This window comes from Marinomonas sp. AWM4_232 (assembly GCF_056158325.1).
In genome coordinates, this window is record NZ_JBSWTA010000001.1 from 3,329,774 (window position 1) to 3,343,472 (window position 13,699).

11 protein-coding genes are annotated in these 13,699 nt (G+C 44.8%); 7 read left to right on the forward strand and 4 right to left on the reverse strand.

Annotated elements, in window-relative coordinates; translation table 11 throughout:
* The first annotated feature begins 173 nt into the window (after positions 1 to 173).
* Together ACXAC1_RS15805 and ACXAC1_RS15810 are read left to right on the forward strand one after the other, a co-directional pair.
* Complete coding sequence (locus tag ACXAC1_RS15805; protein ID WP_475062692.1) at positions 174 to 413, forward strand: hypothetical protein; 240 nt, start codon at positions 174 to 176, stop codon at positions 411 to 413.
* Positions 414 to 420: 7 nt separating this feature from the next.
* Positions 421 to 1,431 carry an HNH endonuclease gene (locus ACXAC1_RS15810; protein ID WP_475062694.1) on the forward strand — a complete coding sequence of 337 codons (1,011 nt, stop codon included), beginning with the start codon at positions 421 to 423 and terminating at the stop codon, positions 1,429 to 1,431.
* Between the two features lie 158 nt (positions 1,432 to 1,589).
* Here ACXAC1_RS15810 and ACXAC1_RS15815 read toward each other — a convergent pair whose 3' ends face one another.
* Complete coding sequence (locus tag ACXAC1_RS15815) at positions 1,590 to 2,528, reverse strand: 2OG-Fe(II) oxygenase family protein (protein WP_475062696.1); 939 nt, start codon at positions 2,526 to 2,528, stop codon at positions 1,590 to 1,592.
* A 147-nt stretch (positions 2,529 to 2,675) separates the two neighbouring features.
* A complete protein-coding gene (locus tag ACXAC1_RS15820) occupies positions 2,676 to 3,602 on the reverse strand; it encodes a LysR family transcriptional regulator (protein ID WP_475062698.1) in 927 nt (308 codons plus the stop codon).
* Positions 3,603 to 3,749: 147 nt separating this feature from the next.
* Between ACXAC1_RS15820 and ACXAC1_RS15825 the strand changes: the two genes are divergently transcribed.
* Complete coding sequence (locus tag ACXAC1_RS15825) at positions 3,750 to 4,580, forward strand: SDR family NAD(P)-dependent oxidoreductase (RefSeq protein WP_475062700.1); 831 nt, start codon at positions 3,750 to 3,752, stop codon at positions 4,578 to 4,580.
* A 175-nt stretch (positions 4,581 to 4,755) separates the two neighbouring features.
* On the opposite strand, the gene ACXAC1_RS15830 is transcribed toward ACXAC1_RS15825, so the two are convergent.
* Entirely contained in the window at positions 4,756 to 6,648 is a 1,893-nt protein-coding gene (locus ACXAC1_RS15830) for an MFS transporter (protein WP_475062702.1), read from the reverse strand.
* Between the two features lie 323 nt (positions 6,649 to 6,971).
* Between ACXAC1_RS15830 and ACXAC1_RS15835 the strand changes: the two genes are divergently transcribed.
* From ACXAC1_RS15835 to ACXAC1_RS15845, 3 genes are all read left to right on the forward strand, one after another.
* Positions 6,972 to 9,122 carry an FAD-dependent oxidoreductase gene (locus ACXAC1_RS15835; RefSeq protein WP_475062703.1) on the forward strand — a complete coding sequence of 717 codons (2,151 nt, stop codon included), beginning with the start codon at positions 6,972 to 6,974 and terminating at the stop codon, positions 9,120 to 9,122.
* A gap of 4 nt (positions 9,123 to 9,126) precedes the next feature.
* Positions 9,127 to 9,930, forward strand: a complete 804-nt coding sequence (locus ACXAC1_RS15840; protein WP_475062705.1) for a DUF547 domain-containing protein — start codon at positions 9,127 to 9,129, stop codon at positions 9,928 to 9,930.
* 63 nt (positions 9,931 to 9,993) lie between these two features.
* A complete protein-coding gene (locus ACXAC1_RS15845) occupies positions 9,994 to 10,443 on the forward strand; it encodes a YHS domain-containing (seleno)protein (RefSeq protein ID WP_475062706.1) in 450 nt (149 codons plus the stop codon).
* A gap of 14 nt (positions 10,444 to 10,457) precedes the next feature.
* Here ACXAC1_RS15845 and ACXAC1_RS15850 read toward each other — a convergent pair whose 3' ends face one another.
* Positions 10,458 to 12,380 carry an FAD-dependent monooxygenase gene (locus tag ACXAC1_RS15850; protein ID WP_475062707.1) on the reverse strand — a complete coding sequence of 641 codons (1,923 nt, stop codon included), beginning with the start codon at positions 12,378 to 12,380 and terminating at the stop codon, positions 10,458 to 10,460.
* 296 nt (positions 12,381 to 12,676) lie between these two features.
* Between ACXAC1_RS15850 and ACXAC1_RS15855 the strand changes: the two genes are divergently transcribed.
* The gene (locus tag ACXAC1_RS15855) at positions 12,677 to 13,690 is read left to right on the forward strand and encodes a cytochrome d ubiquinol oxidase subunit II (RefSeq protein ID WP_475062708.1); all 1,014 of its coding nucleotides are present in this window, start codon (positions 12,677 to 12,679) and stop codon (positions 13,688 to 13,690) included.
* Positions 13,691 to 13,699: the final 9 nt, after the last annotated feature.

The following is a 13,699-nucleotide window of genomic DNA, read 5'->3' on the forward strand; positions in this document are numbered from 1 at the left end:
TGTACTACGACGAGGGCGCGGATTATAACTTACTAGGAGCCTGGATTACATGGCCAACCGACTAGCCGCAATTCGACGTCGACGTGCTGACCTTTCAAACATTCAACGAGTCCAATATTTTCGATGGTATTTGGTGCTGTGCGAGTTTATTACATGTCCCTAAAGTCGAACTCATGGATGCAATTTTACGCTTACTCAGGGCGCTCAAACAGCATGGCGTTATGTATATGTCGTTCAAGTATGGCGATGAAGAGCGTGTCAAAGAAGGGCGCTTTTTTTGTGACCAAACCGAACATACGATCAGGCAGTATTTGGCAGGCTTCGACGTCAAAGATATGTGGGTAACCGGTGACCAGAGAGAAGGCCGATCATCCGAACAGTGGCTCAATGTAATCATTGAAAAGCAAGAGTAGCCTATCGATGAAAACGGCCATCGAGTTTATTGCTTACATTCAACGGATGTTGGTAGAAGGTGATTTTACCGCGACGTACAAGTATGCATTATTACATGCGATTGCGGATGTATGCGTGGAAAGTTCCAGTGTGACCGTAAACAGTAAACTCCTAATTCAGTTAGATGTTTTAGCGGACAAAATGCTTCGTTTGTATTGGAATCAGGCCCGACCGTTTGGTGGTTCTAGCCAAACGATGCAATTGCATCAAAACAATGATTCTCAAAAGCAAATTGCTATTATCACGGCGGTGCAGAGCATCCAGCAAACAGGTTTATACAACATCAATCAGTTGTACAAAAGCCCACACTATAAAACCGTGCATAGAGTTGCAAAGACAGCACTCAAAAATGGCCCACTCTGGCGCTTACAGATTTTGGCAAAAAAAGAAGAATGCTTTTTATATCCGCATGATAAAAGCCAGAGTCATATTGAGCTGAATGCCGGCATCGCGGGCTATTTTCGTGAGTTTTATCACCTGATCACCTACCTTGCACGGGCTGCTTGGATCGACAAGATCATTTCTTTTAAACACAACCAATACCTCGTAGATGCGCAGGCCAACTTGCCGGAATTTCTGTTTGGTCAAGACCGTAAGGCTTTAGTCTATGCCAAGCCTCTACTTCAAGAGATACAGAAAAATACATGCTTCTACTGTGGTAAAAAGCTCGACCAACATGCCGAAGTGGATCACTTTATCCCATTCGCCAAATACGCATTCGACCTTGGCCACAACTTTGTATTGGCGGATCGTGCCTGCAACAACAGTAAACGAGATTACCTCGCCAGTTATGAGCACAAGTACAAATGGGAAGAAAATAATCTTGCCAACAACGCAAATATGATCTCTGAGGAACTTGCCAGCTACGTTGAATGCGATAAAGAGAAATCCATGGCTGTAGCGGATTGGGCGTATCAGATAGCGAGGAACAGTGCTTCGAACCTATGGCAAAGTAAGACTGAGTTTAGGTTAGCGTGAGTTATTAGTTGGATTTTTCTTTGAAAAAGTCTATCTCTTAGATGTTTGATAACTTCATTTGCTCTTCCAGCATATAGGTAGCTTAACATGGGAAGATTGGCTGCATTAATCGAATTTGAATGGCGCATGTCCTACGATTTGTTTATAGAAAGTTGCCCCTAAAAAGGGGCATATTTGTCCGAGACAGTTTTGGGTGTTTGCCAACGTTCGGCGGCGTCGAGTGACAGTGTTTGAGCTTGATGCGCCATAGGAATTTGCATCCGCTCACCATATAACCAGAGCACCATGTTGCTGCGTGAGCCACTTAGGATAGGTTGAGCCGCGTGAGGGACGCTGCCCTTGTGCAGCATCGCACTGCCCGGTGTGAAGCTAAAACGATTCACTTGATTGATTTGACGATCGTAAAAGTCCACTTCGGAACCGGTAAATGACTCGTCTGGTAAGTTCATATTAATGTTTAGTGTTGCCGCGCTAGCGTCTGAGTGCGGTTGTAAAGACGTATCAACGCCCGCTTGGTATTGAATTGAAAAGCCAAAGGTTTGGCTGTCATAGCCGACTATATTAGGGAACAATAAACGTGCGATTGGGCGCATGTAATGGTTCATCAGCGTCTGGTAGAAGTGTTGAAAGCTCGGTGCCGCTAAGTAGCCTTCAGAACGTGCATCCAGCATAGCACCATGTCGGTTGAGTGCAATGCCATAAGGTGGGCGAGTCGGTATGCCTGCCTCCGCTGCTGCAGCGAGATAATCTCGCAATAGATGAAGCTTCTCAGGATCAAAAAATTGTGCTTGAAAGACGCCTGGTGATACTTCGGTCCATATGTCTTTTACTGCTTGTTCTTTGCTGGGGTCTTGCCAAGCTTGCTCAACGGCGTGTCGAAGTTTACTGTCCAGCAAAAAGGTATCGGGTTTGTGGATTCTTGTTTGTGGATTGGTATCCCAGAGTTGCCATGCCTCCTCTAATAGTTGTCTGTTGCTTTGCCAAAAGTCACTCACTTCTGGAGCGCGTTGCAGCATAGCTTGACGAGTCGGTAAGGTGAGATGCTGTGCGCGATGCAATGCATCAAGAGGCTGTTCTTTGTGTGTTGTAGTGGTCATTTAGTTTCTCCGTATCAAGTGGTCATGAAGTGGTTTTGAATCGTTGAAACCACTTCTATAGGACGATGGAGAAAGTGTAATTTTCTTTAATGGCCAAATAAATTGGCTAATTGATAAATCACTTTTCTGTTTTTCAATATAATTAGTCTATGGTTTTTGCTCTGGGTGTCTTTCCCAAATAGGTGGTGTGCCAATTTTTTCAACCAAATAATCGATGAAAACTCTTACTTTAGCTGTTAGCACATTGGATTTTGGGTAAACCAACCAGACTGCGCTATTGTCTTCTATTTGATAGTCTGGCAATACTCTTACTAATTTGCCTGAGTCTAATTCATGGTGGATGCTCCATAGCGAGCTCATGCAAATTCCTAAGCCGGCTTTTGCTGCAATTCTTAAACTTGTGCCATCATCACATACCATTTTAGGTTTGCAATTTGATGGTGGGTAGCTGTATTCCTGTTGGCTCTGAATATGTCTTAGTTTGCGACTTTTGCTATTCATAAAGACCAATAACTGGTGTTCTGTCAGTTGTTCGGGTGAAGAGGGGATACCCTGTTTTGCTAAGTATTCTGGCGAGGCACACAAGACGCGAGTGTCACTGGCAAGACGCCGGCCAATAAAGCTACTGTCTGTTGCCGCCAAATTGCGTAGGGCTAAATCGTAACCCCCTTCGATGAGTTTGACTTGGCTGTCTGAGAGCATAAGTTCCAAGTGGATGTCAGGATAGCGCTGAATGAACTCCGGTAAGATGGGCATAACATAGGCTTGTGCAAAAGTACTGGAGGCGGCAAAACGAAGCGTGCCACTGACCGTTGGCTTACCTTGTCCTAAGGCGGCCAAAGCGGCCTCTTGTTGAGCCAGCATCTCTTTAGCGTAGGGCAAAAACTCCTGACCTTCGATGGATAAGCTCACTTTGCGGGTTGTTCTATGGAATAAATCCGCGCCAACTTGATTTTCAAGCTTCGCAAGCCATGCACTCGCAACAGAAGGCGTTAGCCCTAACTCCTGCCCAGCAGCACTGATGTTTAGTGTGTCTGCGGCCAGTACAAATAATTTAATAGCCTTAGTGTCCACTTTTGATTATCTCCAAAATCGGAATTCTGAATCCTCTTATAAGTCATTTATCTTCAAATTCCAAATCATTAAGCTGTTTAGCAGAATGAGCTTCCGGCTTTATTGGAGAGTTTGATAAGGCGGATCAGTATGAATAAGAGGTTTAACATGAGTAAAACAATTTTCATCACAGGTGCCACTGACGGTATAGGATTTGAAACGGCAAAACAATTGGCTGCGGGGGGCAACACCTTGTTGCTGCATGGTCGCAGTGCGAGCAAATTAGAAGCCTGTAAAGCGTCCATACTTGCTCTTTATCCACAAACATCTCTGAGTACTTATTTGGCCGATTTGTCAGATTTTCAGCAGGTTTTAACCTTAGCTAAAGAGGTTGTTAGTGAGCATTCCCATTTGGATGTTTTGATAAATAATGCTGGTGTTTTTAAAGTTTCGGACAGCATAACGTCACAGGGATTGGATGTACGATTTGTGGTAAACACATTAGCGCCTTATGTTCTCACGAAAGCTTTATTACCTATCATGACGAATGACAGTCGTGTGGTGAATTTGTCTTCTGCTGCCCAAGCCCCTGTTGCTTTGACGGCTTTGTCTGGTAAGCAAAGGTTGTCGGACAGTGAAGCCTATGCGCAAAGCAAATTGGCCATCACTATGTGGACTTTTCAGTTGGCAAAAAGCTGGGCAGACAGTGCTCCTACAGACAATGCTCCTAGTTTAGTCGCGATTAATCCGGCTTCTTTCTTGGGCAGTAAAATGGTCAAGCAAGCTTATGGTTCGGATGGTAAGGACTTGCGTATCGGGGCAGATATCTTAACCCGTGCCGCGACCAGTGGTGAATTTGCTAACGTTTCTGGACGTTATTTTGATAATGACATTGGTGTTTGGGCTCAGCCTCATCCCGATGCGTTAGACGAGGCAAAAAACATCGCCTTGATGAACGCCATGGAAGATTTGCTAGCTCAGTATGGTATTTCAGTGTGATCAAATAAACACGCAGTTATATCCCTATATAATTAGGGAAGCATTAGTATACTTAACTTAATTAAGTCGGCGAGACATGCGCCATGTTGCCGACTTAATGACATTTCCTAAGTAGTGTTAAGCAACCAAGTTTTCTTCTTGATTTATAGCCGTGCCGCCTAGTTTTGTGACTAAATTATTGCTTCCCCAGCCCTGGCTTCTCAGTCTCATTCTCTTGGTCGGAGCTGTTTTCCTCTGTTTCCTCATCCTTATTCCATAAAGTTTCAGGAATAACCGATTCAATGTCTTCAGCATGTTCTGGTGTTTTTTCAGCAATATAATCCACTACGCTGTGAATGGTTTGTTCTAATTCACCTTCTTCTGCCAATCGGTCGGCATAACGCATTTCTTCAAGATTCGTGGCCGCTGTGGTGACATAGGCCTCAGCGATGTCCATAACGGTTTCAGGATGCTCTTCAACAACCGTCTCGGCAGCCGCTTCGAAAATTTCTAAGCTGTGTTCTGGGTCAGCATTGGTAATCATAGCTGTCAGTTCAGGTAGGTCTTCGTAATCTGCCTCATCAAATACCTGCGCGACAAATTCGGTGGTTGAGCCAGAAGCATTAGTAATGATTGTCTCGATTAATTCATGCTTATGGTTTGGGTGAAATTTAAGCAATCGGTGGTAAAGCTCTAAGATATCTATGCCTTCGATATTGGCCAGCGCTTTAGCGAAATCTAAAATCTGTTCTGGGTACGAGCGGGCTAAGATGCTGACCATTTTCAACGCTAACTGTGGTTGTAGCTGAGCAATATCGACGGCGATTTCCACTTCATGGCTCAGGGTTGAATGGTCCACGTATTCTGTACGAGGGTCCAATTCGCTACTGACCCAACCCATGGCCGCACCTTGAGCAACGAAGGCTTCTTGCTCTTCAACAGGAATCGATTCACGCACTTTACTGCGGTAAATAACAAACAGTGCAAACGCTAATTGAATTAACCCTAAAGCAATAAAGAAAAAGTCGATGCCAATGTATTCCATGATCAGACCGATGATATAAGGCCCTATGATCCCGCCCGCCGCGTAAATGATAATGATCGCTCCGATGGCACCACTCATTTGATTTTGTTGTAGGCGGTCGAAGGTTTCAGAAATACCAAGGGGGTAGAGGCTTGATACAATACCACTGCTGATACTGATCAAAATCAACGCGGGGATAAAGAAGTCCAACTCCAGAATGGCTGGTATGGCCAAGGTGCAGACGATTGAAAATAGAACGGTGTATAAAATGACTTTGCGGCGCTCAAATCGGTCCGCAAAGTAGCCAATCGGAAATTGCAGTGCAACACCACCGATGATGGCGGCACCTACCAATAGTGATAGGTTGATACCTGAAATTCCTTTGGAGTCCGCGTATACCGACAACATGCTAAATAGTGAGCTTAAAATAAAGCCACATACTAATACTGCAGTTGCACCGACTGGAGACGTGCGAACAAGCTGCAGTAATGGCATAGGAACGGTATCTTCCACCTGTGGCGCCGTGGCCTTACTAATCGCAATAGGAACCACACCACCACATAGCAGTAAGCCGGCAATAATGTAGAGCGTTGCATGCGTGACATCAGCAAGGTTGACGACGAATGAACCTAAAAACATAGATAGCAGAACAACAATTTGGTTAGTCGCCAAGATTCTCGAACGTGTCTCTGAAGTAGAGCGTTCACTCAGCCACCCATCGGAGACAATGTTGGTCGCAGCAATACAAAAGCCCATCAAAATGCGCATGATTGCCCACACCCATTCGTTGAACCAAAGAAAGCATACTAGAATACTGATCGCAGCAAGGGCCGCAGAGGCGGTGTACATGCGAATATGTCCTACTCGTGACATGATTCGTCGCGTGAACACTCCACCTAAGAGCAACCCCACAGAAAACATTGACATAATTAAACCAATGTTACCGGTATTCACCTGTTCGTAATTCAAGCGTAATGGAAGCAAGACATTTATAAGGCCATGGCTGATGTAAATGAAAAAGCCGCTGACAAATAAAGCCAATAAAGAGAGTAACATTGCTGACATAAAGTTAAGTCCTGTGATCACCAAAAGGTAGTAGTGATATACGCACATGAAAGTTTTATATAATTTGTAGAGGCTATCGAGTAATTATGTCCTTATCCAGTAAATGACGTGTAACTAATGTGGCTATTTTTACTAAGTGGCGATAAATCTAATTTAACTCAAGAAAATTAGGAGGATAAAGAAGCACTAATAAAAACGATGGCCTGACAGAGCTTAAGTATTAAAAATTTAATTCTGCAATCTGTAAGATTTTTTATTTTCAAGCGTCTACTCTATACCCTTTGTTATTTTGCTCAATAAATCGAGCTTGTGTGGAGATGTTGATGAAGAAGGCAATCTTATTGGTGTTAATCGCTGTTCTGGTGGCGCTGTTTTTCTATTTTGATATACACCATTTACTAACGCTCGAAGGCTTGAAAGCAGGTTTGGAGCAGTTTGAATCTTTGCGTTCTGAGTCACCTGTGCTGGTGATGGGCGTTTTCCTAGTGTCGTATGTGCTGGTCACTGCGTTGTCGCTTCCTGGGGCGGCGATTATGACGTTGGCGGCGGGAGCGCTGTTTGGGGTAGGTGTCGGTACATTGCTGGTGTCTTTTGCAAGCAGCATTGGCGCAACGCTGGCTTTTTTAGTGTCTCGTTACCTTCTTCAAGAAACGGTACAAAAGCGTTTTGGTGACCGCTTAAAAGCCTTTAATGAAGGGATCGAGAAAGATGGGGCGTTTTATCTGTTCACCCTTCGTTTGGTGCCAGTCTTTCCATTCTTTTTGATTAACCTACTGATGGGCTTAACCAATATCCGTGCGATCACCTTCTATTGGGTGAGCCAAGTGGGCATGTTTGTTGGCACATTGGTTTATGTCAATGCGGGTACGCAGTTGGCTCAGCTGGACAGCCTTTCTGGTGTTTTGTCGCCTTCGTTGTTGTTCTCCTTTGTGCTATTGGGTGTGTTTCCTTTGATCGCCAAAAAAGTGCTGGCGGTTGTTAAAGCAAAGCGTGTCTACAGAGGGTATCAAAAGCCTAAAAAGTTTGACCGCAACATGATTGTCATTGGTGCAGGTGCCGGTGGTTTGGTCAGTGCCTACATTGCGGCGGCGGTAAAGGCAAAAGTGACTTTAGTGGAAGCCCATAAAATGGGAGGAGACTGCCTAAATTACGGTTGTGTACCCAGCAAAGCCATTATCAAGAGTGCCAAAATCGCCAAGCAGATTCGTCATGCAGATCAGTATGGCTTGGAAGCTTGCACACCTCGCTTTTCATTCAAACAAGTCATGGCGCGAGTGCATGAGGTCATTGCGAAAGTAGAGCCCCATGACAGCGTTGAGCGTTACACCAAATTAGGCGTCGACGTGGTGCAGGGCTACGCCAAGATCATTGACCCTTGGACCGTTGAGATCCAACTAAATGAAGGCGGTAGCCAACGCTTAACGGCGCAAAGTATCGTGTTGGCGACAGGGGCGCGCCCAGTTGTGCCAGCCATTCCAGGTTTAGAAGAGGTTGGCTATTACACCAGCGATACTTTGTGGTCTGAATTTGCCAAATTTGACGAGCCACCAAAGCGTTTAGTAGTGCTCGGAGGCGGTCCAATTGGCACTGAGTTGTCACAGACCTTTGCTCGTTTAGGTTCAAGTGTTACGCAAGTTGAGCGTTCAGAACGCATCATGATTCGTGAAGATCGAGACGTTTCTGAACTGGTTCAACAAAGTTTACGCGAAGATGGCGTCAACATCTTAACCTTGCACCTAGCTGTGCGCTGTGAGAAAGAGGGGGCTAGTAAATACTTGATTGTTGAACAGGGCGGGCAGGAAAGTCGTATCGAATTCGATGCACTGATTTGCGCCGTCGGCCGCGAGGCGCGCTTAGAAGGTTATGGACTGGAAAATCTAGGTATCGAGACCCGAAGAACCATTGTCACGAATGACTACTTAGAAACACTGTATCCAAATATCTACGCGGCTGGTGATGTGGCAGGGCCTTATCAATTTACCCATGTGGCAGCGCACCAAGCGTGGTACGCATCGGTAAACGCTTTATTTGGCTCTTTCAAAAAGTTTCGTGCCGATTATCGAGTAATCCCATGGGCAACCTTCGTGGATCCAGAAGTGGCGCGTGTGGGGTTAAATGAGCAAGACGCCAAAGCCCAAGGCATTGACTACGAGGTCGTACGCTATGGCATTGATGATTTAGATCGTGCCATTGCTGAGAGCGCTGAAGTTGGCTTTGTAAAAGTGCTAACCGTCCCAGGTAAGGACAAAATACTTGGTGTCACCATTGTTGGACAACATGCGGGTGAGATCCTACCTGAATTTGTTTTAGCCATGAAACACGGTTTAGGTCTGAACAAGATTTTAGGGACCATTCATACCTATCCAACTTGGGCAGAATCCAATAAATACGCTGCCGGAGAGTGGAAACGTGCTCACGCTCCAGAAAAAGTATTGAGCTGGCTGGAAAAATATCACGCGTGGCGTCGAGGTTAGGCAAATGAAAGCATGGTTTATAGCGCTCTTGTTCAGTCTTGGCTTTTCCTGCAATGTGTTGGCAAGTAATGCCTTTAATCACGGTGGTTGGGATCAACTACTGCAAAAACATGTGCGCCTGATCGATGAGGGTAAAGCCAGTCAAGTGGACTATCAGGGCTTTCTAGAGAGTAAAGGCGCTCTAGTACAGTACTTAAATCAGCTTGAAAGTGTGGATCAGCAAAGATTCGATAGTTGGCCCAAGAGCGATCAACTGGCTTTCTTGATCAATGCCTATAACGCTTGGACGGTACAATTAATTTTAACCAAGTGGCCTGATTTAGACTCCATTAAAGATCTTGGCGGACTGTTTCGATCACCGTGGCGCAAAGAGTTTATTCCTCTTTTGGGACAAGTTCGTTCACTTGATGAGATTGAGCATGAGTTGATTCGAGGCTCAGACCGTTACCAAGACCCTCGTATTCACTTTGTTGTGAACTGCGCCAGTATCGGTTGTCCTGCGCTGGCAAATGTCGCCTATCAAGGAGACAGCCTTGAACAGCTCTTAGAACAGCAAACTCGCATGTTTTTAGCCGATCGTTCCCGAAACCGACTGGACGGTAAGACGTTGAAGCTTTCGTCGATTTTCAAATGGTACAAAGAAGACTTTGAAAAAGGCTGGCAAGGCTATGACTCGCTTGAATCCTTTTTAGTCCATTACAAAGAGGCCCTGTCATTACCGGAAAGTAGTGTGCAAAGCCTTATGCATAAGGATTTGAAACTGTCATTCCTGAGCTATGACTGGGGGTTAAATGGTGTGGATCGCTAAAGCTCGCCTTAGCTTGGGTGGCAAACATGAGTCGAGAGAAAAGATAAAAAAGAGGGTAGGTATATGAAATGGCTAATCAGTATTTGTTTGGCATGCTTTAGCATGATAGCGCTGGCGCAAGCGCCTATTTCGACCGGTTTTTTTAGTAATAAAGCACTAGATGGTTACGACACTGTGGCCTATTTTACACAGGGACAGGCTGTAAAAGGAAACCCTGAATGGTCAACCAACTACAAGGGCGCTGAGTGGCACTTTTCTAAGGTTGAACATTTGCAGATGTTTTTGAAAACACCAGAGAAATACGTGCCACAGTATGGCGGTTATTGTGCGTGGGGTGTTTCGACGAAAAGTGATTTCGCGCCGTCTGATGCAACTCAGTGGGCTATCATCAAGGGTAAGCTTTACCTAAATTATAACGAAAAGGTAAAGCAACGCTGGAGTGAAAACCCACTGAAACACATTCAAATTGCAGATGAGAATTGGCCAACACTCACACGTGAATTTAGCGAATAAGTGCTGGCTCGTCGTTAATTCTGCTGAATCAGTACGTTATCGAAGAAAGCGTTGATACCTTGGATATCATCCAGTGGTAGTACTTCGGCGACATATTGATCAGGTCGAACCACCACCGCACAGCCCTGATTGCGATCAATACCACGCATATCGTAGATATCCTTACCTTCTTTCAATGGAGCGCAGTACACCTTCTCGTAGTCTTTTAGCCCAAACTTACCTTTTTGAGGGGTGAGTAATGGATCGAGTTGTGATCGTTCTAATTCATGGTGATGACATTGGAAAATCGCTCTGATATCGATCACAGAATCAATGTCAGCATCTTTTGGCGTAAAGCGGTTGACTGGAGAAGATGGATCGTTGACCAGATAATCTGCCAGTTTTCTCACACCACAGTCATTCGACATAGGTGCTTGCTGGCCGGCAAACAGATACATGCGATAGGCGCCATTTGCAGTATGACAATGACCTAATTGCACTGGTTTGGCGTCCCCATGACGAATGACATTCGCAGAATGGAAGCGCAGCCCTACTTTGAGTCCTGTTGCCAGATTGTCATGGGTGCCGGATCCAATCACGTCAGAAGGGCGGTATTGGATCGAAACCCCAGCAGTGTAGCGACCAAATAACTTAAAGTAGCGCTGAAACTCTGCTGGATCAACGCCATCAGGCTGTTCAGCAGATTTAGGCTTTGCGCTAAACATAGCTGACCACTCACGGTCAAAGTCGATTAATGCTTGCCCATATTCATGACGTTCTTGGGAATAGCTTGAAAGTAAGCTCTCCGGCGCTAAGCATGTCAATACGTGAGCCAGTTTCCAACCTAAGTTCCAGGTGTCCATCACCGATGTGTTAAGGCCTTGGCCAGCTTTGGGGCTATGGGTATGACAAGCATCTCCAGCCAAGAAAACACGAGCGGAGCGCTCAGCCGTAGCATCGTCAAAGGCTGTGGTGATACGCTGACCTATCTCATAAACACTCCACCATGCTACGTCTTTCACATCCATGGTATAAGGCGCTATGATTCGATTGGCAGCCGCAACAAGAATATCTGACGTCATCTGATCTCGTGCAACGCGCTCGTTCTCTTTTAATTTATCCAATTCCACATAGATACGGGCCATGTAGCCCCCTTCACGGGGAATGATCAACATATTGCCTTCTTTGTTTGACTGAATCAGAGACTTCAAACGAATATCGGGGAAGTCTGTATTCAAGAGGACGTCCATGACACCCCAAGCTTGGTTCAAGGCGTCACCAACCAACTTATGGCCAATAGCGGTTCTGACTCCAGAGCGCGCACCATCACAGCCAACGACGTATTTGGCTTTTACGGTTTCAATTTCTTGATTGAACTGGGAGTAATTCACCATGCGTTCAAGTTTTACTGTAACAGGGTACTCACTATCACCTTCATTGACTTCTAAACCTAAAAATTTACGCTGATAGTGAGGCTCTATTTTTCCTGGTGCTTGACGCATAACTCGAAGGAACTCATCGTGAACTCGTGCTTGGTTGATGATCATGTGAGGCATTTCTGATAAGTCTTCCTCAACGTCTTCAACTTTACCTGTACGGGAAATATGCTCAGGGTTTTCAGCATCAGGCTTCCAAAAGGCTGCTTCATTGACTTGATAACCTTCTTGAATGATCTGATCGGCGAAACCATAAGCTTGGAACATTTCGACTGTGCGACAAGCAATGCCATCCGCTTGCCCAACGAGCAAACGATCATCTTTGATATCAACGATTGCGGTTTTGATTTGACCAAACTGAGACAACTGCGCCGCAAGGTTTAAGCCCGCTGGGCCACAGCCAATGATTAAAACATCCACCTCACTAGGCATTGGGCGCTTGATAGGTGGTGCAACCACTGCATCTTGTGGGTCACTAAAGCGAGGGTCTCCAGGGTGAAAACCATTGACGTGATACTGCATCGTACGACTCCTTTATTGTTCTGATTGTCTCGATGCCTTTACTGTAGCCCATTCTTTAATATAGGTAATAATTTGTTTTTGGTTCTAGATACAAAGAAAACGTATATCCAAAGACCAGCTATATCAATCTGTCCCTACTAATTATTTGGTTTTTTGTGCCTGTGTCGGTTTTATTTTTTAATCTAATATTCCTCTGATCATACGACGTTAACCGTTGAAAAATAGTGTCATTGAGGAGCTAACGCTTAAGTCAGATATCCTCTTTGCCGTGGCACGCTCAATTGAGAGGATTAAAAATGGGGGTGGATTTAGTCACCATCTGGATGCTTGTCATTACTTTTACTTTGATGATGTATGTTGTATTGGATGGGTTCGATTTAGGTCTCGGGCTGCTATTTGCTGCTGTTCGAAATAGACAAGAACGTGGAGTCATTCTAAAAACTGTTTCACCAGTATGGGACGGTAATGAAGGTTGGTTGGCCTTATGTGGGATGGGTGTTTTGCTGGCTTTTCCGGTAGCGTTTACTATTATTTTCGAGGCACTATTCATGCCTATTTTAGCCATGATCGTTGGCTTGCTACTGCGTGGTGTTGCCTTTAAATACCGCCTTAGAGCCTCCAGTCAAGACCAGAGAAAATGGGATATTTTATTTTTTATTGGCTCTTTCATCGCGACCTTTATGCAAGGGGTTACGTTAGGTGCAGTAGTTCAAGGTATTGCTGTTGAAAATCTTGCTTACATAGGTGGAGAGTGGGAATGGTTAAGCTGGTTTAGTATCTTAACTGGCATAAGCTTAGTGATTGCCTACGCGCTACTTGGTGCAACGTGGTTACTGTTTAATACTCAAGGCGAGTTGTACACAAAAATACGACAATATTCTCATTACTTGTTGGTCTGGCTTGGTTATGCGGCAACAGCTATCTTGTTGGTAACGCCCTTTTTAAATGAGGCCTTAAAAGAACGTTGGTTCACGTTACCAAACTTTTTCTATCTGAGTTTTGTGCCTATGTTGGGTCTTATGTTGTTCACTTGGGCTTATTATGTAGTTCGTTTTTCAGAGTGGAACAGATGGCCTTTTGCAATCATATTAACCATGTTTGGCACCGCTTATTTTACGCTTATCACGACTGTTTGGCCGTATATCGTTCCACCTGATTTAAGCTTCTATGAAATTGCTGCACCGCAATCAAGCCTAAGATTATCAATATGGGCTATGATCATTGCGATGCCAATTCTATTGATTTACTCCTATTGGTCTTATTTTTTGTACCGTGGTAAAACACTTTTTCCCAATGCCGAAGCTTATTAAAAAGGATGC

Coding starts and splice junctions, on each gene's coding strand:
- ACXAC1_RS15850 (WP_475062707.1), bottom strand. CDS start 12,380: ATGCAGTATCACGTCAATGGTTTTCACCCTGGAGACCCTCGCTTTAGT.
- ACXAC1_RS15810 (WP_475062694.1), top strand. CDS start 421: ATGAAAACGGCCATCGAGTTTATTGCTTACATTCAACGGATGTTGGTA.
- ACXAC1_RS15855 (WP_475062708.1), top strand. CDS start 12,677: ATGGGGGTGGATTTAGTCACCATCTGGATGCTTGTCATTACTTTTACT.
- ACXAC1_RS15805 (WP_475062692.1), top strand. CDS start 174: ATGGATGCAATTTTACGCTTACTCAGGGCGCTCAAACAGCATGGCGTT.
- ACXAC1_RS15815 (WP_475062696.1), bottom strand. CDS start 2,528: ATGACCACTACAACACACAAAGAACAGCCTCTTGATGCATTGCATCGC.
- ACXAC1_RS15840 (WP_475062705.1), top strand. CDS start 9,127: ATGAAAGCATGGTTTATAGCGCTCTTGTTCAGTCTTGGCTTTTCCTGC.
- ACXAC1_RS15845 (WP_475062706.1), top strand. CDS start 9,994: ATGAAATGGCTAATCAGTATTTGTTTGGCATGCTTTAGCATGATAGCG.
- ACXAC1_RS15835 (WP_475062703.1), top strand. CDS start 6,972: ATGAAGAAGGCAATCTTATTGGTGTTAATCGCTGTTCTGGTGGCGCTG.
- ACXAC1_RS15830 (WP_475062702.1), bottom strand. CDS start 6,648: ATGTCAGCAATGTTACTCTCTTTATTGGCTTTATTTGTCAGCGGCTTT.
- ACXAC1_RS15825 (WP_475062700.1), top strand. CDS start 3,750: ATGAGTAAAACAATTTTCATCACAGGTGCCACTGACGGTATAGGATTT.